This window comes from Falsiroseomonas sp., from assembly GCF_051860665.1.
Taxonomy (GTDB): Bacteria; Pseudomonadota; Alphaproteobacteria; order Acetobacterales; family Acetobacteraceae; genus Falsiroseomonas.
This window is the reverse complement of the sequence record NZ_JBHYDM010000029.1, coordinates 32076-50622: the sequence shown is the minus strand read 5'-3', so window position 1 is coordinate 50622 and position 18547 is coordinate 32076. Positions and strand designations below refer to the sequence as shown.

Below are 18547 nucleotides of genomic sequence, written 5' to 3'. Positions count from 1 at the left end.
CTGACGTGCCGGACGGAGTGGACCGCATGAACGAACTGATGAAGATCCTCGGCCAGACCGGCCAGGCCATGACCTTCGATCAGATCCGCATCTCGATCGCCTCGCCGGAGCAGATCCGCTCCTGGTCCTATGGCGAGATCAAGAAGCCGGAAACGATCAACTACCGCACCTTCAAGCCGGAGCGGGACGGGCTGTTCTGCGCCCGCATCTTCGGACCGATCAAGGACTACGAGTGCCTGTGCGGCAAGTACAAGCGCATGAAGTTCCGCGGCATCATCTGCGAGAAGTGCGGCGTGGAGGTGACGCTGGCCAAGGTGCGCCGTGAGCGCATGGGCCATATCGAGCTGGCCTCGCCGGTCGCGCATATCTGGTTCATGAAGTCCCTCCCGAGCCGCGTCGGCCTGATGGTCGACATGTCGCTCAAGGAGCTGGAGAAGGTCCTCTACTTCGAATCCTATGTGGTTCTGGAGCCGGGCCTGACCGACCTCAAGCTGCACCAGCTGCTGACCGAGGACCAGTTCCAGAACAAGCAGGACGAATTCGGCGAGGACGCCTTCAGCGTCGGCATCGGCGCGGAAGCGGTGAAGCAGATGCTCGCCGCCATCGACCTGCAGAAGGAAGCCGCCCAGCTTCGCGCCGACCTCAAGGAGACGACCTCCGAGGCCAAGCGCAAGAAGCTGGTGAAGCGCCTGAAGATGCTGGAGAGCTTCGGGGAGGGGGGTGCCCGTCCGGAGTGGATGATCCTGGACGTCGTCCCGGTGATCCCGCCCGAGCTGCGCCCGCTGGTGCCGCTGGATGGCGGGCGCTTCGCGACCTCGGACCTGAACGACCTGTATCGCCGCGTCATCAACCGCAACAACCGCCTGAAGCGGCTGATCGAGCTGCGCGCGCCGGACATCATCGTGCGCAACGAGAAGCGCATGCTGCAGGAGGCGGTGGACGCGTTGTTCGACAACGGCCGCCGCGGCCGCGCCATCACGGGCGCCAACAAGCGCCCGCTGAAGTCGCTGTCCGACATGCTGAAGGGCAAGCAGGGCCGGTTCCGGCAGAACCTGCTCGGCAAGCGCGTCGACTATTCCGGCCGTTCGGTCATCGTGGTGGGTCCGGAGCTGAAGCTGCATCAGTGCGGTCTTCCCAAGAAGATGGCGCTGGAGCTGTTCAAGCCATTCATCTACTCGAAGCTCGAGAAGTATGGCCACGCCACCACCATCAAGGCCGCGAAGCGGATGGTGGAGAAGGAGCGTCCGGAGGTCTGGGACATCCTCGAGGAGGTGATCCGCGAGCACCCGGTCCTGCTGAACCGCGCGCCGACGCTGCACCGCCTGGGCATCCAGGCCTTCGAGCCGACGCTGGTCGAGGGCAAGGCCATCCAGCTGCACCCGCTGGTCTGCACCGCCTTCAACGCGGACTTCGACGGCGACCAGATGGCGGTGCACGTGCCGCTCTCGCTGGAAGCGCAGCTCGAAGCGCGCGTGCTGATGATGTCCACCAACAACATCCTCAGCCCCGCCAACGGCAAGCCGATCATCGTGCCCTCGCAGGACATCGTGCTGGGCCTCTACTACCTCTCGCTCGAAACGCCGGAGTTCAAGGCGGCGGAGGAGGAGAAGTCCCCGGCCTTCGCCTCCATCGGTGAGATCGAGCAGGCGCTGGCCGCCGGCGTGATCAACCTGCACAGCAAGATCCGTGCGCGCCGCAAGGCCGCCGACAAGGACGGCAATATCGTCACCGAGCGTGCGGTGACGACGGCCGGCCGCATGTTCATGGGCGCGCTGCTGCCGCTGCACCCAGCCGTGCCCTTCAGCCTGATCAACCGCCAGCTGACCAAGAAGTCGATCTCCGACGTCATGGACGCCGTGTATCGCCACTGCGGCCAGAAGGAGTCGGTGATCTTCGCCGACCGTCTGATGGGGCTTGGCTTCAAGCACGCGGCCATGGCCGGCATCTCCTTCGGCAAGGATGACATGGTCATCCCCGAGACGAAGGACGCCATGATCAACGGCACCAAGGAGCAGGTGAAGGAGTTCGAGCAGCAGTATCTCGACGGCCTGATCACCGCCGGCGAGCGCTACAACAAGGTCGTCGACGCCTGGTCGCGATGCACCGAGGAAGTGGCGCAGGCGATGATGAAGGAGATCATGAAGCAGGAGATCGGCAAGCCCGCCAACTCCGTGTGGATGATGTCCCACTCCGGTGCGCGTGGCTCGCCGGCGCAGATGCGCCAGCTGGCCGGCATGCGCGGCCTGATGGCCAAGCCCTCGGGCGAGATCATCGAGCAGCCGATCATCTCCAACTTCAAGGAAGGCCTGACCGTGCTGGAGTACTTCAACTCCACCCACGGCGCCCGCAAGGGCCTGGCGGATACCGCCCTGAAGACGGCGAACTCGGGCTACCTGACCCGCCGCCTGGTCGACGTGGCGCAGGACTGCATCATCGTCGAGGACGATTGCGGCACCGAGCGCGGCATCACCGTGCGGGCCGTGATGGATGGCGGCGAGACCGTCTCCAGCCTGTCCGAGCGCATCCTGGGCCGGACGACGCAGGAGAATGTCATCGACCCGGCCGATGGCTCGGTGCTGGTGAAGATCGGCACGCTGGTCGAGGAGCCGGAGGCCGAGCTCATCGAGAAGGCCGGTGTGGAGGCGGTGAAGATCCGCTCCGTGCTGACCTGCGATGCGCGAGTCGGCGTCTGCGGCATGTGCTACGGGCGTGACCTCGCGCGCGGCACGCCGGTGAATACCGGCGAGGCCGTGGGCGTCATCGCGGCGCAGTCGATCGGCGAGCCGGGCACCCAGCTGACGATGCGCACCTTCCACATCGGTGGCGCGGCGCAGCGCGGCGCGGAAACCTCGGCGGTCGAGGCGATTGCCGATGGCACGGTGAAATTCCTGAACCGCCAGGTCGTCATCAACAGCCAGAACGCCGCCATCGTCATGAGCCGCAACTGCGAGGCGGTGCTCTATGACGTGAATGGGCGCGAGCGCGGCCGCAACCGCGTGCCCTATGGTGCGCGCCTGCTGACCGAGGAGGGCGAGAGCGTCACGCGCGGCCAGAAGCTGGCCGAGTGGGACCCCTTCACCCTGCCGATCATCACTGAGCGCCAGGGCAAGGTCGAATTCGCCGACATGCTCGAGAACATCACCCTGATGGACCGCACCGACGAGGTGACGGGCCTCAGCTTCAAGGAGGTGGTCGAGTACAAGTCGACCGGCCGCGGCGCCGACTTGCGCCCGCGCCTGATCCTGCGCGACAGCCGCGGCGAGGTGGTGAAGCGCGAGAACGGCGCCGAGGCCATCACCTTCCTGCCGCCGGGCTCGATTCTCTCGATCGAGAACGGCAAGGAAGTGAATGCCGGCGACGTCATCGCCCGCATGCCGCGCGAATCCTCCAAGACCCGCGACATCACCGGCGGTCTTCCGCGAGTCGCGGAGCTGTTCGAGGCGCGTCGTCCGAAGGATGCGGCGATCATCGCCGATGTCGACGGGCGCGTGGAATTCGGCAAGGACTACAAGGCCAAGCGCCGCATCCTGGTGGTGCCGGAGCAGGTGGGCGACGAGCCCTCCACGCCCCGGGAATACCTGGTGCCGAAGGGCAAGCATGTCTCCGTGCAGGAGGGCGACTATGTGAAGGCCGGCGATCCGCTCGTCGACGGTCCGCGCGTGCCGCATGACATCCTGCGGGTCCTCGGTGTGGAGGCGCTTGCCAATTACCTCGTGAACGAAGTGCAGGACGTCTATCGCCTGCAGGGCGTGAAGATCAACGACAAGCACATCGAGGTCATCGTCCGGCAGATGCTGCAGAAGGTCGAGATCCTCGATCCGGGTGACACGACCTACCTGGTGGGCGAGACGGTCGAGCGAATCGAGTTCGAGATCGAGAACGAGAAGCGACTCGCCGCCAAGGAACGGCCCGCGCGGGCCGAGCCGGTGCTGCAGGGCATCACCAAGGCCTCGCTGCAGACCACCTCCTTCATCTCCGCCGCCTCCTTCCAGGAGACGACGCGGGTGCTGACCGAGGCGGCGACGGCGGGCAAGGTGGATAACCTGATGGGCCTGAAGGAAAACGTGATCGTCGGGCGCCTGATCCCGGCTGGCACGGGATCCGTGATGAACAAGCTGCGGGCGGTTGCCGCGCAGCGCGACCGGGGCCGCCTGCCGGTGGCGCCGGCCCCGCTGGCCGGGCCTGCCCGGGCGGCGGAATAGGGTGGGGTGGCGCCCTTCCACCTCGGCGGGGGGCGCCACTTCGCTTGACTCAACCAGGGGCGCCGGATATTAGGCGCGACCTTGGTCGGATATGGCGCAGCCTGCGCCGACACGGCCGGGCTGATATTTGGTCTTTAGCTTCGCGCTTTCGGCACCGCTTCCTCAGGAAGCCTAGGCCGGGGGTCGGACAGGTGCCCGCAGGGAAGTGCCACTAGGCCTTTCACGCGGGCGGTTCTGTTTGCGGCGCCAAGGACAGACGAGACGAGCACGAAGGGGCGTCATGCCGACGATCAACCAGCTCATCGCCCAGGGGCGTGAGCCTATCGCGAAGCGGAACAAGGTTCCGGCCCTGCAGGGCAGCCCGCAGAAGCGGGGCGTCTGCACGCGCGTCTACACGACCACGCCGAAGAAGCCGAACTCGGCGCTTCGTAAGGTCGCCAAGGTGCGCCTGACGAATGGCTATGAGGTGGTGAGCTACATCCCCGGCGAGGGCCACAACCTGCAGGAGCACTCCGTGGTGCTGATCCGCGGTGGTCGCGTGAAGGACCTTCCGGGTGTTCGCTACCACATCCTGCGCGGCGTGCTCGACACGCAGGGCATCGCGAAGCGTCGTCAGCGCCGGTCGCTGTACGGCGCCAAGCGTCCGAAGTGAGGAACTGAGAGATGTCGCGCCGCCATAGCGCCACCAAGCGCGAAGTCCTGCCGGACCCGAAGTTCGGTGACCTCGTGCTGTCCCGTTTCATGAACGTGCTGATGTACGACGGCAAGAAGAGCACCGCCGAAGGCATCGTCTATGCCGCGATGGACACGCTGCGCCGTCGTGGCGGCGCGAATGCCGATCCGCTGAGCGTCTTCCACCAGGCGATGGACAATGTGAAGCCGGCCGTTGAGGTCCGCTCGCGTCGCGTCGGTGGCGCCACCTACCAGGTGCCGGTGGAAGTCCGCCCGGAGCGCCGTCAGGCGCTGGCGATCCGCTGGCTGATCGACAGCGCCCGCAAGCGCGGCGAGCACACGATGGAAGACCGGCTGTCCGCCGAGCTGATGGACGCCGCAAACAACCGTGGCTCCGCCGTGAAGAAGCGCGAAGACACGCACCGCATGGCCGAAGCCAACAAGGCCTTCAGCCACTATCGCTGGTAAGTCGCGCAGCTGCGCGACGTCGTAGATAAATCTGCGCTTCACCGCGCACCGCTGGTAACGCGATCCGATCTGAGGATTTGACACAATGGCCAAGGCGAAATTCGAGCGGAACAAGCCGCACTGCAACATCGGCACGATCGGGCACGTGGACCACGGCAAGACGTCGCTGACGGCGGCGATCACGAAGGTTCTGGCGAAGGCGGGCGGTGCGACCTTCACGGCCTATGACCAGATTGACAAGGCGCCGGAGGAGCGTGCGCGGGGCATCACGATCTCCACGGCGCATGTGGAGTACGAGACGGCGAACCGTCACTACGCGCATGTGGACTGCCCTGGCCACGCCGACTACGTGAAGAACATGATCACGGGCGCGGCGCAGATGGACGGCGCGATCCTGGTGGTGTCGGCGGCGGACGGCCCGATGCCGCAGACGCGGGAGCACATCCTGCTGGCGCGGCAGGTGGGCGTTCCGGCGCTGGTGGTGTTCCTGAACAAGGTGGACATGGCGGACCCCGACCTGCTGGAGCTGGTGGAGATGGAGGTGCGCGAGCTGCTGTCCTCCTACCAGTTCCCGGGCGACGACATTCCGATCATCCACGGCTCGGCGCTGTGCGCGCTGGAGGACAAGCAGCCGGAGATCGGCGAGCAGGCGGTGCTGAAGCTGATGGAGGCGGTGGACGCCTATATCCCGCAGCCGCAGCGGGCGACGGATCGTCCGTTCCTGATGCCGGTGGAGGACGTGTTCTCGATCTCGGGTCGCGGCACGGTGGTGACGGGCCGCGTGGAGCGCGGGATCATCAAGGTTGGCGAGGAAGTCGAGATCGTCGGCCTGAAGAACACGGTGAAGACCGTGGTGACGGGCGTGGAGATGTTCCGCAAGCTGCTGGACAGCGGGCAGGCGGGCGACAACATCGGCGCGCTGCTGCGCGGCACGAAGCGCGAGGACGTGGAGCGCGGGCAGGTGCTGGCGGCACCCGGCTCGATCACGCCGCACACCGGCTTCCTGGCCGAGGCCTATATCCTGACGAAGGAGGAAGGCGGGCGGCACACGCCGTTCTTCACGAACTACCGCCCGCAGTTCTACTTCCGGACGACGGACGTGACGGGCATCGTGAAGCTGCCCGAGGGCGTTGAGATGGTGATGCCGGGCGACAACGTGTCGATGGACGTGGAGCTGATCGCGCCGATCGCGATGGATGAGGGCCTGCGCTTCGCGATCCGCGAAGGCGGCCGCACCGTCGGCGCCGGCGTCGTCGCCAAGATCGTCAAGTAAGCGACGACAGAAGGGATACGGGCCACTCCGCCATGGACAGCCAGAACATCCGCATTCGCCTGAAGGCGTTCGATCACCGCGTGCTGGATGGCAGCACGCGGGAGATCGTCAACACGGCCAAGCGGACGGGTGCGCGGGTGCGCGGGCCCATCCCGCTGCCGACGCAGATCGAACGCTTCACCGTCAACCGCTCGCCGCACGTCGACAAGAAGTCGCGCGAGCAGTTCGAGATCCGCACGCACCGTCGCCTGCTCGATATCGTCGACCCCACCCCGCAGACCGTGGACGCGCTGATGAAGCTCGACCTCGCCTCCGGCGTGGACGTCGAGATCAAGCTCTGAGCGACGGATAAAGGACCGACATTATGTCCATCACAGGCCGTCAGGTTACGGGCCGTTCCGGGCTGATCGCCCGGAAGCTGGGGATGACCCGGCTTTTCAATGAGGACGGGTCCACCGTCCCTGTCACCGTTCTGCATGTCGACAACGTTCGCGTGATCGCGCAGCGCACGATGGAGAAGGATGGCTACGTCGCCGTCCAGATCGGCATCGGCGTGGCCAAGCCGAAGAACGTGACGAATCCGCAGAAGGGCCACTTCGCCAAGGCCGGCGTCGAAGCTCCCCGCAAGACGGTGGAGTTCCGCGTGGCCGAGGACGCGACGCTGGCGCCCGGTACGAAGCTCGGCATCGGGCATTTCGTCACCGGCCAGAAGATCGACGTCACGGGCGTGACCCAGGGCAAGGGCTTCGCCGGCGCCATGAAGCGCTGGAATTTCGCCGGTCTCGAAGCCTCGCACGGCGTCTCGATCAGCCACCGTTCGCATGGTTCGACCGGCAACCGCCAGGATCCGGGCAAGACCTTCAAGAACAAGAAGATGGCCGGCCACATGGGCGTCGAGCGCGTGACCACGCAGAACCTGGTCATCGCCGGGCACGATGCGGAGCGCGGGCTGCTTCTGGTGAAGGGGGCCGTTCCGGGCTCGAAGGGCAGCTACGTGCTGGTGCGCGACGCGGTGAAGCGCGCGCGCCATGCCGATGCGCCGTACCCGGCCGGTCTGGCCGCAGACGCTGGGGCGCAAGGGTAAAGATCATGGCGATCCAGCTTCCTGTCATCACTCTCGACAACGCCGCCGTCGGCCAGGTCGACCTGCCGGAGGCGCTGTTCGGCGTCGCCCCGCGGGCCGATATCATGGCCCGCGTGGTGCATTGGCAGCTTGCCAAGCGCCGCGCCGGGACCCACAAGGCCAAGGGCATGGGCGAGGTTTCCGGCACCACCAAGAAGCCGTACCGGCAGAAGGGCACCGGCAATGCGCGCCAGGGCTCCCTTCGTGCGCCGCAGTACCGCAAGGGTGGCGTCGTGCACGGGCCGGTGGTCCGCGACCACGGCTACAACCTGAACAAGAAGGTCCGCCGCCTCGGGCTGATCTGCGCGCTGTCCGCCAAGGTGGCGGCCGGCAAGCTGATCGTGCTCGACACGGCCACCGCCAGCGACGAGGCCAAGACCTCGGCGATGGTGGCGCAGCTGAAGAAGCTGGGCTGGGACAGCGCCCTGGTGGTGGATGCGACGGTGGATGCGGGCTTCGCCCGGGTCACCCGCAACATCCCGAAGATCGATGTGCTGCCGACCATCGGCGCCAATGTCTATGACATCCTGAACCACGACGTGCTCGCGGTGACGCGCGCCGGCCTCGAGGCTCTGGCGGCGCGGCTGAACGGCGCGACCAAGGAGTCCGAGGCATGAGCGAGACGGCAACCAAGCCGCGCGGCAAGGTCCTGTCCGCGGAGCGCCTGTACCAGGTCATCCTGGCGCCGGTGGTGACGGAGAAGGCGACGCGCCTGAACGAAAGCAGCCAGGTCACCTTCAAGGTGACGCTCGACGCGACCAAGCCGGAGATCCGGCAGGCGGTCGAGAAGCTGTTCAGCGTCAATGTCGAGGCGGTGAACACGCTGGTGATGAAGGGCAAGGCCAAGCGGTTCCGCGGTCGCAAGGGCCAGCGGTCCGATTGGAAGAAGGCGGTGGTCAAGCTGCAGGCCGGCCAGACCATCGACCTCACGACGGGGCTCGCGTAACGCCATGGCATTGAAGAATTTCAACCCGGTCACCCCGTCGCTGCGCGGGACGGTCCTGGTGGACCGTTCCGACCTGTGGAAGGGCAAGCCGGTCAAGGGCCTGACCGAGGGCAAGCCGCATTCGGGCGGCCGCAACAACCATGGCCGAACCACGGTCCGGTTCCGGGGCGGCGGACACAAGCAGTCCTACCGCATCGTCGACTTCAAGCGCCGCAAGTTCGATGTGGCGGCTGTGGTCGAGCGGCTGGAATACGACCCGAACCGCACCGCCTGGATCGCGCTGCTGAAGTATGCCGATGGCGAGCTGGCCTATATCATCGCGCCGCAGCGCCTGAAGGCGGGCGACAGCGTGGTGTCGGGCGAGAAGGTCGACATCAAGCCTGGCAATGCGATGCCGCTGGCGAATATCCCGGTCGGCACCATCATCCACTGCCTGGAGATGAAGCCGGGTGCGGGCGCCAAGATCGCGCGTTCGGCGGGCACCTTCTGCCAGCTGGTCGGCAAGGATGCCGGCTATGCGCAGGTCAAGCTGATGTCCGGTGAGGTTCGCCTGGTGCGGGCCGAGTGCATGGCCGCCATCGGCGCCGTGTCCAACCCGGACAACAGCAACCAGGAGATCGGCAAGGCCGGCCGCATGCGCTGGATGGGCTTCCGCCCGCATCAGCGCGGCGTGGTCATGAACCCGGTCGACCATCCGCATGGTGGTGGCGAGGGCCGGACCTCCGGTGGCCGCCATCCGGTTACCCCGTGGGGCAAGCCCACCAAGGGTGCCAAGACCCGTAACAACAAGCGTACGGACCGGCTCATCGTCCGGCGCCGCAACGCGACGAAGGGCTGACGGCAATGTCGCGCAGCGTCTGGAAGGGGCCGTTCGTCGACGGCTACCTGCTCAACAAGGCAGAGGCAGCCCGCGCTTCGGGTCGCAACGAGATCATCAAGATCTGGTCGCGCCGCAGCACGATCCTGCCGCAGTTCGTCGGTCTGACCTTCGGTGTCTACAACGGCAAGAAGTTCATCCCGGTGCAGGTGAACGAGAACATGGTGGGCCACAAGTTCGGCGAGTTCTCGCCGACGCGCACCTTCACCGGACATTCGTCCGACAAGAAGGCGAAGCGAGGCTGACATGAGCAAGCCGAAGCACGAGCGCGGGCTCGCAGAAACCGAGGCGCAGGCGATCGCGAAGAACATTCGCATCAGCCCGCGCAAGCTGAACCTGGTGGCGGGGCTGATCCGCGGCCGCACGGCGCAGGACGCCGTCGCGACGCTGACCTTCTCCAAGCGCCGGATCGCGCAGACGGTGAAGAAGACGCTCGAGAGCGCCATCGCCAATGCCGAGAACAACCACTCCCTGGATGTCGACCGCCTGGTCGTCACCAAGGCCGAGGTTGGGCGCGCCGTGGTGATGAAGCGTTTCCATGCGCGTGGCCGTGGCCGCTCCTCGCAGATCGAGAAGTGGTTCAGCCATCTGAAGATCGTTGTGGCGGAGCAGACCGTTGCGGCGCCGGCGGCACAGCAGGAGGCCGCGTAACATGGGTCACAAAGTCAATCCGATCGGTCTCCGGCTCGGCATCAACCGCACCTGGGACAGCCGCTGGTTCGCGGAGCGCGACTATGCGCGGATGCTGCATGAGGACCTGAAGCTGCGGAAGACGCTGCGCGAGCGCCTGAAGGGCGCCGGCGTTTCTCGCGTGGTCATCGAGCGTCCGGCGAAGAAGCCCCGCGTGACGATCCATGCCGCCCGTCCGGGCGTCGTGATCGGCAAGAAGGGCGCGGATATCGAGAACCTGCGCAAGGACCTGGCGAAGATGGCCGGGGCCGAGGTCTCGCTGAACATCGTCGAGATCCGCAAGCCGGAAATCGACAGCACGCTGGTCGCCGAGAGCATCGCGCAGCAGCTGGAGCGCCGCGTGGCATTCCGCCGTGCGATGAAGCGCGCCGTGCAGTCCGCCATGCGCCTCGGCGCCGGCGGCATCCGCATCAACTGCTCCGGCCGTCTGGGCGGGGCGGAGATTGCGCGCATGGAGTGGTACCGCGAAGGCCGTGTGCCGCTGCACACGCTGCGCGCGGATATCGATTTCGGCGTCGCCACCGCGAAGACCACCTACGGCACCTGCGGTGTCAAGGTGTGGATCTTCAAGGGCGAAGTCATGGCCCATGATCCGATGGCGCAGGACAAGCGCGCCGCGGAACAAGCCCCGCAGCGCTGAAGGTAACTGATCATGCTGCAGCCTAAGCGCACGACGTTTCGCAAGGCCCATAAGGGTCGCATCAAGGGTATCGCCCGTGGCGGCTTTACCCTGACCTTCGGCGGTTTCGGCCTGAAGGCGCTGGAGCCCGAGCGGGTGACGGCGCGGCAGATCGAGGCGGCGCGGCGCGCCATCACGCGCGCCATGAAGCGCCAGGGGCGGGTGTGGATCCGGATCTTCCCGGATGTGCCCGTCTCGACCAAGCCGGCCGAAGTCCGCATGGGCTCCGGCAAGGGCGCGCCGGAATACTGGGTGGCACGGGTGAAGCCGGGCCGCATCATGTTCGAGCTCGACGGTGTCTCTGGTGAGATCGCCCGTGAGGCGCTCGAGCTCGGGGCGGCGAAGCTGCCGATCAAGACGAAGATCGTGACGCGCCTCGGCGCCACGGCGGAGGCCTGAGATGGCGGAGACGAAGATCGCGGACGTGCGGGCCAAGACCCCGGACGAGCTGCAGGAGATGCTGGTGAGCCTGCGGAAGGAGCAGTTCAACCTGCGCTTCCAGCGGGCCACCGGTCAGCTCGAGGCGACGGGCCGCATCAAGCAGGTGCGGCGTGACATCGCGCGGGCGAAGACCATCATGGCCGAGCGCGCCCGCGCTTCGGCGAAGCAAGCTTAAGGGGTTCGGGCGATGCCGAGGCGCGTCCTCACGGGCCGGGTGGTCAGCGACAAGACCGACAAGACGATCACCGTCTTGGTCGAGCGTCGCGTGATGCATCCGCTCTACAAGAAGTTCATCCGCCGCTCCAAGCGGTACGCAGCGCATGACGCGGCGAACCTCTGCAAGGAAGGCGACCTGGTGTCGATCGAGGAATGCCGCCCGATCAGCAAGAACAAGTCCTGGCTCGTGATCGCGCGGAATGGCGATGCGGTGGAGCGTCCGGAGGGTTTCGAGGCCCCGGTCGTCGCCGCCAAGCCTGCCGCCGATGCGCCTGCTTCGGCCAGCTGAGGCGGAACGCACATGATCCAGGTCGAATCCAACCTCGACGTTGCCGACAATTCCGGCGCGCGCCGCGTCCAGTGCATCAAGGTGCTGGGCGGGTCGAAGCGTCGCACGGCTTCCGTCGGTGACATCATCGTCGTTTCCGTCAAGGAAGCGATTCCCCGCGCCAAGGTGAAGAAGGGCGAGGTGCATCGCGCCGTCATCGTCCGCACGGCCTATCCCGTGCGGCGCATCGACGGCACCGCGATCCGCTTCGACAACAATGCCGCGGTGCTGATCAACAAGCAGGGCGAGCCGATCGGAACCCGTATCTTCGGACCGGTCGTGCGCGAACTGCGTGGGCGCAAGTTCATGAAGATCATCTCGCTGGCGCCGGAGGTCCTGTAAGGCCATGGCCGCGAAGATCAAGAAGGGCGACCGGGTCGAGGTTCTCGCCGGTCGCGACAAGGGCAAGAAGGGCGATGTCATTCGCGTCGTGCCCGAGGAGAACCGCGCCTTCGTGCAGGGCGTGAACATGGTGAAGCGCCATACCAAGCCGCAGGGCATGGGCAAGCCGGGTGGGATCGTGGAGAAGGAGGGTCCGATCGACCTCTCCAACCTCGCGCTGATCGACCCGGTGTCCGGCAAGGCCACGCGGGTTGGCTTCAAGGTGCTTGAGGATGGCCGCAAGGTTCGCGTGGCCAGGCCTTCGGGTGAGGTGATCGACCGATGAGCGGTACCAAGAAGGGCGGCAAGGCTCCGGCCAAGTCCACCCCGCCGAAGAAGTCCAACGCGCCGGCCGCCGCCAAGGGTGGCGAGCAGCGCGTCGCGCCGGCCGCCCCGGCGGCGGTGGCCAAGGCCGGTGCGGCGCAGGCCTCGCCGTCCGAGCTGCCGCGCATGCGGCGCCGGTATGAGGACGAGATCCGCAAGGCGCTCTCCGCCGAGTTCGGCTACAAGAACCCGATGGAAGTGCCGAAGCTCGAGAAGATCGTCATCAACATGGGCGTGGGCGAGGCCGCCGGCGACCAGAAGAAGCTCGATGCGGCGGTGGCGGACCTGATGGCGATCTCCGGCCAGAAGCCGGTGAAGACCAAGGCGCGCAAGGCGATCGCGGGCTTCAAGATCCGCGAAGGCCAGGCGATCGGCTGCAAGGTCACGCTGCGCAAGGGCCGGATGTTCGAGTTCCTCGACCGCCTGGTGACGATTGCCCTGCCGCGCGTGCGCGACTTCCGTGGTATCCCGGGCAACCGTGGCTTTGACGGCCGTGGCAATTATGCCATGGGCCTGAAGGAGCAGATCGTGTTCCCCGAGATCAACTACGACAAGGTGGACACGGTGCGCGGCATGGACATCCAGTTCGTGACGACCGCCAAGACCGACAAGGAAGCCAAGGCCCTGCTCAAGGCCTTCGACCTTCCTTTCGCCAACTGATTTGGAAAACCGCCTGACATTGCGCCAGGCAGGTTCCGGAGGATTTTAGACGGCATGGCCAAGACCTCGTCTGTCGAGAAGAACAAGCGTCGTGAACGGCTCTCGAAGCTGCATGCGCCCAAGCGCGCCGCCCTCAAGGCGGTGGTGATGGACCGCGAGCTGCCGGTCGAGGAACGCTTCGAAGCGACGTTGAAGCTGGCGCAGCTGCCGCGCAACGGCGCGAAGATCCGCGTGCGCCTGCGCTGCGAGCTCACCGGCCGTCCCCGCGGTAACTACCGCAAGTTCAAGCTCAGCCGTAACCAGCTCCGTGATCTCGCCAATAACGGCCAGATCCCGGGTCTGGTTAAGGCCAGCTGGTAAGGAGGGCCGCGAATGTCGCTGTCCGATCCGCTGGGTGACATGCTCACCCGTATCCGCAACGCGCAGCGCGCACGGCAGAGCCGTTGCGTCGCGCCGGCCTCGAAGCTGCGGGAGAATGTGCTCGATGTGCTGAAGCGCGAGGGTTACATCCGCGCCTTCGCGACCGAGCAGCTCCGCCCGGGCATCAAGGTGATCAGCATCGAGCTGAAGTATTCCGAGGGCGAGCCCGCCATCAAGGAAATCTCCCGCGTGTCCAAGCCGGGACGCCGGGTCTACTCCAAGATCGCGGAGCTGCCGAAGTTCTACTCCGGCCTCGGCATCTCCATCCTGTCCACGCCGAAGGGCGTGATGAGCGACAATGAGGCCCGCGCTGCCAATGTTGGCGGCGAAGTCCTCTGCCGCGTGTTCTGACGGGAGGAGAAAGAATGTCTCGCGTCGGCAAATATCCGGTCCCGGTTCCGGCGGGCGTCCAGGTGGCGCTGCAGGACCGCAGGATCGTGGCCAAGGGCAAGAACGGCGAGCTTTCGCTGGACCTGACCGAGGAAGTTGATGTCACCATCGATGGTGGCCAGGTGGCGGTGGCGCCGCGTGGGTCGGACCGCAAGGCCCGGACCATGTGGGGCACCACGCGCAGCCTGATCCAGTCCATGGTGACGGGCGTCTCCACCGGCTTCACCCGGAACATGGAGATCACGGGCACCGGTTATCGTGCGGCCGTGCAGGGGAAGGAGCTGGTGCTCAACCTCGGCTACAGCCACGACATCCGCTATCCGATCCCGGCGGGCATCAAGATCACCTGCGAGAAGCCCACCTCCATCAAGGTGGAAGGCGCCGACAAGCGCCAGGTCGGCCAGGTGGCTTCCGAGATCCGCGCGTATCGTGGCCCGGAGCCCTACAAGGGCAAGGGCGTGCGCTACGACAACGAGGTGATCCTCCGGAAGGAGGGTAAGAAGAAGTAATGGCCCAGAAGAAGCTCGCACTGACGGAGCGCCGCCGTTCGCGGCTGCGCTACCAGCTCAAGATGAAGTCCGGTGGGCGCGTGCGCCTCTCGGTCTTCCGTTCTGGCCGGCACATCTATGCGCAGGTCATCGACGACAAGGCCGGCCGGACCGTGGCCGCGGCCTCCTCGCTCGAGAAGGCGATGCGCGATGAGCTGAAGACCGGCGCCGACAAGGACGCCGCGGCGGCCGTCGGCAAGCTGGTGGCGGAGCGCGCGCTCGCCGCCGGTATCGTGGAAGTGGTGTTCGATCGCGGGCCTTATATCTATCACGGCCGGGTCAAGGCGCTCGCGGAGGCTGCCCGCGAGGGCGGCCTCTCCTTCTGAGGAGTTCGGGAATGGCACGGGAACCCAGGAGCGGCGAGGGCGGCGGTGGCGGTGAGGGCGGCGATCGCCGTCGGGGCCGCGGTCGCGACCGCAACGAGAATCGGCAGGAGCGGCAGGACGGCGACGAGCTGAAGGACAAGCTCGTCACCATCAACCGCGTGGCCAAGGTGGTGAAGGGCGGCCGTCGCTTCAGCTTCGCGGCGCTCGTCGTCGTGGGCGACCAGAAGGGCCGCGTCGGCTGGGGTGCCGGCAAGGCGCGCGAGGTGCCGGAGGCGATCCGCAAGGCGACGGAGCGTGCCAAGCGCACGATGATCCGCGTGCCGATGCGCGAAGGCCGCACGCTGCACCACGACCAGGTCGGCGAGTTCGGCGCCGGCCGCGTCATCCTGCGCGCCGCACCGGCCGGCACCGGCATCATCGCCGGCGGCCCGATGCGCGCGGTCTTCGAGACGCTGGGCATGGGCGATGTCGTCGCCAAGTGCACCGGCACGACGAACCCGCATAACATGGTGAAGGCGACCTTCGCCGCGCTCGGCCGCTGCACCAGCCCGCGGGCTGTGGCCGCGCGCCGCGGCAAGAAGGTCTCGGACCTGCTGGGCCCGCGCAAGGATGCGGATCCGGCGGCGGAGGCGGTGGCCAATGTCTGAAAGCAAGAAGACCGTGAAGGTGACCCAGACCGGGTCGCCGATCGGCCGCAAGCCCGGTCAGCGCGAGACGCTGATCGGCCTCGGCCTCAACAAGATCCGCCGGAGCAGCGAGCTGGAGGATACTCCCGCGGTGCGCGGCATGATCCGGAAGGTCGCCCACCTGGTGAAGGTGGACGGGGAATAACATGAAGCTCAACGAAATCCGCGACAACGACGGCGCCCGGCCGAAGTTCAAGCGCATCGGCCGGGGCATCGGCTCCGGCAAGGGCAAGACCTCCGGTCGCGGCGTGAAGGGTCAGAAGGCCCGCACCGGCGTGACGCTGAATGGCTTCGAGGGCGGTCAGCTCCCGATCTATCGGCGCCTGCCGAAGCGTGGCTTCGTCAATCCCTTCCGCAAGCTCTACGCGCCGCTGAACCTAGGCGCGCTGGATAAGGCGATCGCCGATGGGCGCCTGCCGTCCGAGGGTGCGATCGATGAGGCGATGCTGCAGGCGGCGGGCGTGGTGCGCAGCGCGCCGCGCTATGCCGGCGTGCGGCTGCTGGCGACGGGCGAGATCACCCGCGCGGTGACGCTGACCGTCTCCGGCGCCTCCGCCGCCGCGGCGGCGGCTATCGCGGCTGCCGGCGGGACGCTGACCGTCCTGGTCGCGCCGGCCGAGACCGAAGCCACGGCCGAAGGCTGAGCCTTCAGCCAAGCTTTCGCCGCCCTTGCACCCACCGGGTGCGGGCGGCACGTTAGGGGAGCTGCGACGCGGCGTCCCGGGCCCGCCGTTCCGGCGAGGCTTGGGGGCGCCGCTTTCGCGAGGAGGGATCGCATATGGCGTCCGCCGCCGAACAGCTTGCGGCCAATCTGAATCTCGGGGTGCTGGCCAAGGCGACCGAGCTGAAGAACCGGCTGTGGTTCACCCTGGGTGCCTTGATCGTCTACCGGATTGGCTCCTACGTGCCGGTGCCGGGGATCGATGCCGGCGTCATGGCCGAGCTGCTGCAGCAGATGGGCGGCGGCATCCTGGGCATGTTCGACATGTTCACCGGCGGGTCGCTGGGGCGCATGACGATCTTCGCGCTGAACATCATGCCCTATATCTCGGCCAGCATCATCGTGCAGCTGATGACCGCCGCCATCCCGTCCTGGGAGGCCCTGAAAAAGGAAGGCGAGTCGGGCCGCAAGAAGCTGAACCAGTACACCCGCTACCTGACGCTCTTCATCGCGATCTTCCAGGCCTATGGCATCGCCGTGGGACTCGAGAGCCTGCGCGGCAGCTTTGGTGCCGCGGTGCATGATCCGGGCTGGTTCTTCCGCATCTCCTGCGTCATCACGCTGGTCGGCGGCACCATGTTCCTGATGTGGCTGGGCGAGCAGATCACCGCGCGCGGCATCGGCAATGGCATCAGCCTGATCATCTTCGCCGGCATCGTCGCCAATCTTCCGCATGCGCTGGCGGCGACGCTGGAGCTGGGCCGGACCGGGGCGCTGTCCACCTTCTTCATCATGGCCTTCCTGGCCATCGCGCTGCTGGTCATCGCCTTCGTGGTCTTCATCGAGCGCGCCCAGCGGCGCATCCCGGTGCAGTATCCGAAGCGCCAGGTCGGCAACCGGATGTTCGGCGGCGAGAACACGCACCTGCCGTTGAAGCTGAACACCGCCGGCGTGATGCCACCGATCTTCGCCTCCTCCCTGCTGCTGCTGCCGGCGACCTTCGCCGCCTTCCGCACGGACCAGACGGAGCAGAGCTGGGTCACGGATGTGGCAAACCTGCTGGCGCATGGCCAGCCGCTCTACATGGCGCTCTACCTCGCGCTGATCGTCTTCTTCGCCTTCTTCTACACGGCGGTGGTCTTCAACCCGCAGGAGACGGCGGACAATCTGCGCAAGTATGGCGGCTTCGTGCCGGGCATCCGGCCGGGCCTGCCGACGGCGCAGTATTTCGACCGGGTGCTGACGCGGCTGACGGCGGTGGGCGCCATCTACCTGGCCATCGTCTGCATCCTGCCGGAGCTGCTGATCGCGAATTACGGCGTGCCCTTCTATTTCGGCGGCACCTCGCTCCTGATCATCGTCTCCGTCACCATGGACACGGTGGCCCAGGTGCAGTCACATTTGTTCGCCCATCAGTATGAGGGGCTGATCAAGAAGGCGCGGCTGGGTGGCCGTGGCACGCAACCGGGGGGACGCGGTCGATGAGGTTGATCCTGCTGGGGCCCCCGGGCGCCGGCAAAGGTACCCAGGCGAAGCGGCTGGAGGAACGCTACGGCGTCGTCCAGATTGCCACCGGGGATATGCTGCGCGCCGAGGTGAAGTCGGGCTCCGCCATCGGCCGGGAGGCCAAGGCGATCATGGAGCGCGGCGAGCTGGTGCCGGACAGCATCCTGATCGGCATGCTGGCGGCCCGCGTGCAGGCGCCGGATGTGCAGAAGGGTTTCATCCTGGATGGCTTCCCGCGCACCGTGCCGCAGGCGCAGGCGCTGGACGGCATGCTGGCCGAGAAGGCGCTACCGCTCGACCAGGTGATCGAGCTGAAGGTGGATGACGCGGCGCTGGTCGAGCGAATCGCCGGCCGCTTCACCTGCGCCAAATGCGGCGAGGGCTACCACGACCGCTTCAAGGCGCCGAAGGTGGGCGGGGTCTGCGATGTCTGCGGCAGCACGGACTTCACCCGCCGCGCCGATGACAGGGCGGAGACGGTGGCCGCGCGGCTGGAGGCCTATCACCGCCAGACTGCGCCGCTGCTGCCGCACTACGCGGCGCAGGGGAAGCTGCAGCAGGTGGATGGCATGGCGGAGATGGACGAGGTGACGCGGCAATTGGCCGCGCTGCTCGACCGGAAACCGGTCTGACTTGACTCCCTTGGCGGGGGCGGTGTAGCACCCGGCCCCTGCGGTCCGGAGGTTCCTCCGGCCGCTCTTCGCCGTTGCATGCCTGATTGGGCCGGTCC

27 protein-coding genes are annotated in these 18547 nt (G+C 66.7%); all 27 read left to right on the top strand.

Annotated features, from left to right (window positions below; translation table 11 throughout):
* The first annotated feature begins 26 nt into the window (after positions 1-26).
* The 27 genes from rpoC to ACTIF1_RS21525 all read left to right on the top strand — a co-directional run bounded on the left by rpoC (position 27) and on the right by ACTIF1_RS21525 (position 18449).
* Positions 27-4202, top strand: coding sequence for a DNA-directed RNA polymerase subunit beta' (rpoC, locus tag ACTIF1_RS21655; RefSeq protein ID WP_439598529.1), 4176 nt, complete (start codon positions 27-29; stop codon positions 4200-4202).
* A gap of 280 nt (positions 4203-4482) precedes the next feature.
* Positions 4483-4854, top strand: a complete 372-nt coding sequence (rpsL, locus tag ACTIF1_RS21650) for a 30S ribosomal protein S12 (RefSeq protein WP_168034994.1) — start codon at positions 4483-4485, stop codon at positions 4852-4854.
* Between the two features lie 11 nt (positions 4855-4865).
* Positions 4866-5342, top strand: a complete 477-nt coding sequence (gene rpsG, locus ACTIF1_RS21645; protein WP_439598528.1) for a 30S ribosomal protein S7 — start codon at positions 4866-4868, stop codon at positions 5340-5342.
* An 85-nt stretch (positions 5343-5427) separates the two neighbouring features.
* On the top strand, positions 5428-6615 hold the full coding sequence (gene tuf / locus ACTIF1_RS21640) for an elongation factor Tu (RefSeq protein WP_439598527.1): 1188 nt from the start codon (positions 5428-5430) through the stop codon (positions 6613-6615).
* Positions 6616-6647: 32 nt separating this feature from the next.
* Entirely contained in the window at positions 6648-6956 is a 309-nt protein-coding gene (gene rpsJ, locus ACTIF1_RS21635) for a 30S ribosomal protein S10 (RefSeq protein ID WP_092961082.1), read from the top strand.
* A gap of 23 nt (positions 6957-6979) precedes the next feature.
* On the top strand, positions 6980-7699 hold the full coding sequence (gene rplC, locus ACTIF1_RS21630) for a 50S ribosomal protein L3 (RefSeq protein WP_439598526.1): 720 nt from the start codon (positions 6980-6982) through the stop codon (positions 7697-7699).
* An 11-nt stretch (positions 7700-7710) separates the two neighbouring features.
* On the top strand, positions 7711-8355 hold the full coding sequence (gene rplD / locus ACTIF1_RS21625) for a 50S ribosomal protein L4 (RefSeq protein ID WP_439598538.1): 645 nt from the start codon (positions 7711-7713) through the stop codon (positions 8353-8355).
* A gap of 32 nt (positions 8356-8387) precedes the next feature.
* Complete coding sequence (locus ACTIF1_RS21620; protein ID WP_439598537.1) at positions 8388-8684, top strand: 50S ribosomal protein L23; 297 nt, start codon at positions 8388-8390, stop codon at positions 8682-8684.
* Between the two features lie 4 nt (positions 8685-8688).
* Positions 8689-9522 (top strand): 50S ribosomal protein L2, encoded by an 834-nt coding sequence (gene rplB, locus ACTIF1_RS21615; protein ID WP_439598525.1) that lies wholly within the window; start codon positions 8689-8691, stop codon positions 9520-9522.
* A gap of 5 nt (positions 9523-9527) precedes the next feature.
* Positions 9528-9806 carry a 30S ribosomal protein S19 gene (gene rpsS, locus ACTIF1_RS21610; RefSeq protein ID WP_216837906.1) on the top strand — a complete coding sequence of 93 codons (279 nt, stop codon included), beginning with the start codon at positions 9528-9530 and terminating at the stop codon, positions 9804-9806.
* A gap of 1 nt (position 9807) precedes the next feature.
* Positions 9808-10212 (top strand): 50S ribosomal protein L22, encoded by a 405-nt coding sequence (gene rplV / locus ACTIF1_RS21605; protein ID WP_439598524.1) that lies wholly within the window; start codon positions 9808-9810, stop codon positions 10210-10212.
* 1 nt (position 10213) lies between these two features.
* Entirely contained in the window at positions 10214-10891 is a 678-nt protein-coding gene (rpsC, locus tag ACTIF1_RS21600) for a 30S ribosomal protein S3 (protein WP_216873728.1), read from the top strand.
* 12 nt (positions 10892-10903) lie between these two features.
* The gene (rplP, locus tag ACTIF1_RS21595; RefSeq protein ID WP_216837909.1) at positions 10904-11329 is read left to right on the top strand and encodes a 50S ribosomal protein L16; all 426 of its coding nucleotides are present in this window, start codon (positions 10904-10906) and stop codon (positions 11327-11329) included.
* Between the two features lies 1 nt (position 11330).
* Positions 11331-11546: a 50S ribosomal protein L29 gene (gene rpmC, locus ACTIF1_RS21590; RefSeq protein ID WP_439598523.1), complete on the top strand. Its 216-nt coding sequence runs from the start codon at positions 11331-11333 to the stop codon at positions 11544-11546.
* 12 nt (positions 11547-11558) lie between these two features.
* Positions 11559-11876 (top strand): 30S ribosomal protein S17, encoded by a 318-nt coding sequence (rpsQ, locus tag ACTIF1_RS21585; RefSeq protein WP_439598522.1) that lies wholly within the window; start codon positions 11559-11561, stop codon positions 11874-11876.
* 12 nt (positions 11877-11888) lie between these two features.
* Positions 11889-12257, top strand: coding sequence for a 50S ribosomal protein L14 (gene rplN, locus ACTIF1_RS21580; RefSeq protein WP_168034753.1), 369 nt, complete (start codon positions 11889-11891; stop codon positions 12255-12257).
* Between the two features lie 4 nt (positions 12258-12261).
* Positions 12262-12582, top strand: coding sequence for a 50S ribosomal protein L24 (rplX, locus tag ACTIF1_RS21575; RefSeq protein ID WP_216837912.1), 321 nt, complete (start codon positions 12262-12264; stop codon positions 12580-12582).
* Positions 12583-12746: 164 nt separating this feature from the next.
* A complete protein-coding gene (rplE, locus tag ACTIF1_RS21570; protein WP_216838155.1) occupies positions 12747-13280 on the top strand; it encodes a 50S ribosomal protein L5 in 534 nt (177 codons plus the stop codon).
* Between the two features lie 54 nt (positions 13281-13334).
* On the top strand, positions 13335-13640 hold the full coding sequence (gene rpsN, locus ACTIF1_RS21565; protein WP_439598521.1) for a 30S ribosomal protein S14: 306 nt from the start codon (positions 13335-13337) through the stop codon (positions 13638-13640).
* 12 nt (positions 13641-13652) lie between these two features.
* On the top strand, positions 13653-14051 hold the full coding sequence (gene rpsH, locus ACTIF1_RS21560; RefSeq protein ID WP_439598520.1) for a 30S ribosomal protein S8: 399 nt from the start codon (positions 13653-13655) through the stop codon (positions 14049-14051).
* Between the two features lie 14 nt (positions 14052-14065).
* The gene (rplF, locus tag ACTIF1_RS21555) at positions 14066-14599 is read left to right on the top strand and encodes a 50S ribosomal protein L6 (protein ID WP_439598519.1); all 534 of its coding nucleotides are present in this window, start codon (positions 14066-14068) and stop codon (positions 14597-14599) included.
* Positions 14599-14964 (top strand): 50S ribosomal protein L18, encoded by a 366-nt coding sequence (rplR, locus tag ACTIF1_RS21550; RefSeq protein ID WP_439598518.1) that lies wholly within the window; start codon positions 14599-14601, stop codon positions 14962-14964. The genes rplF and rplR overlap by 1 nt, the downstream gene beginning before the upstream one ends.
* A gap of 11 nt (positions 14965-14975) precedes the next feature.
* Positions 14976-15611: a 30S ribosomal protein S5 gene (rpsE, locus tag ACTIF1_RS21545; protein ID WP_216837917.1), complete on the top strand. Its 636-nt coding sequence runs from the start codon at positions 14976-14978 to the stop codon at positions 15609-15611.
* Positions 15604-15795, top strand: a complete 192-nt coding sequence (gene rpmD, locus ACTIF1_RS21540) for a 50S ribosomal protein L30 (protein ID WP_216837918.1) — start codon at positions 15604-15606, stop codon at positions 15793-15795. Before rpsE ends, rpmD begins: the two co-directional genes overlap by 8 nt.
* A 1-nt stretch (position 15796) precedes the next feature.
* Complete coding sequence (gene rplO, locus ACTIF1_RS21535; protein WP_439598517.1) at positions 15797-16294, top strand: 50S ribosomal protein L15; 498 nt, start codon at positions 15797-15799, stop codon at positions 16292-16294.
* Positions 16295-16428: 134 nt separating this feature from the next.
* Complete coding sequence (gene secY, locus ACTIF1_RS21530; RefSeq protein ID WP_439598516.1) at positions 16429-17796, top strand: preprotein translocase subunit SecY; 1368 nt, start codon at positions 16429-16431, stop codon at positions 17794-17796.
* Complete coding sequence (locus ACTIF1_RS21525) at positions 17793-18449, top strand: adenylate kinase (RefSeq protein WP_439598515.1); 657 nt, start codon at positions 17793-17795, stop codon at positions 18447-18449. The genes secY and ACTIF1_RS21525 overlap by 4 nt, the downstream gene beginning before the upstream one ends.
* Positions 18450-18547 lie beyond the last annotated feature (98 nt).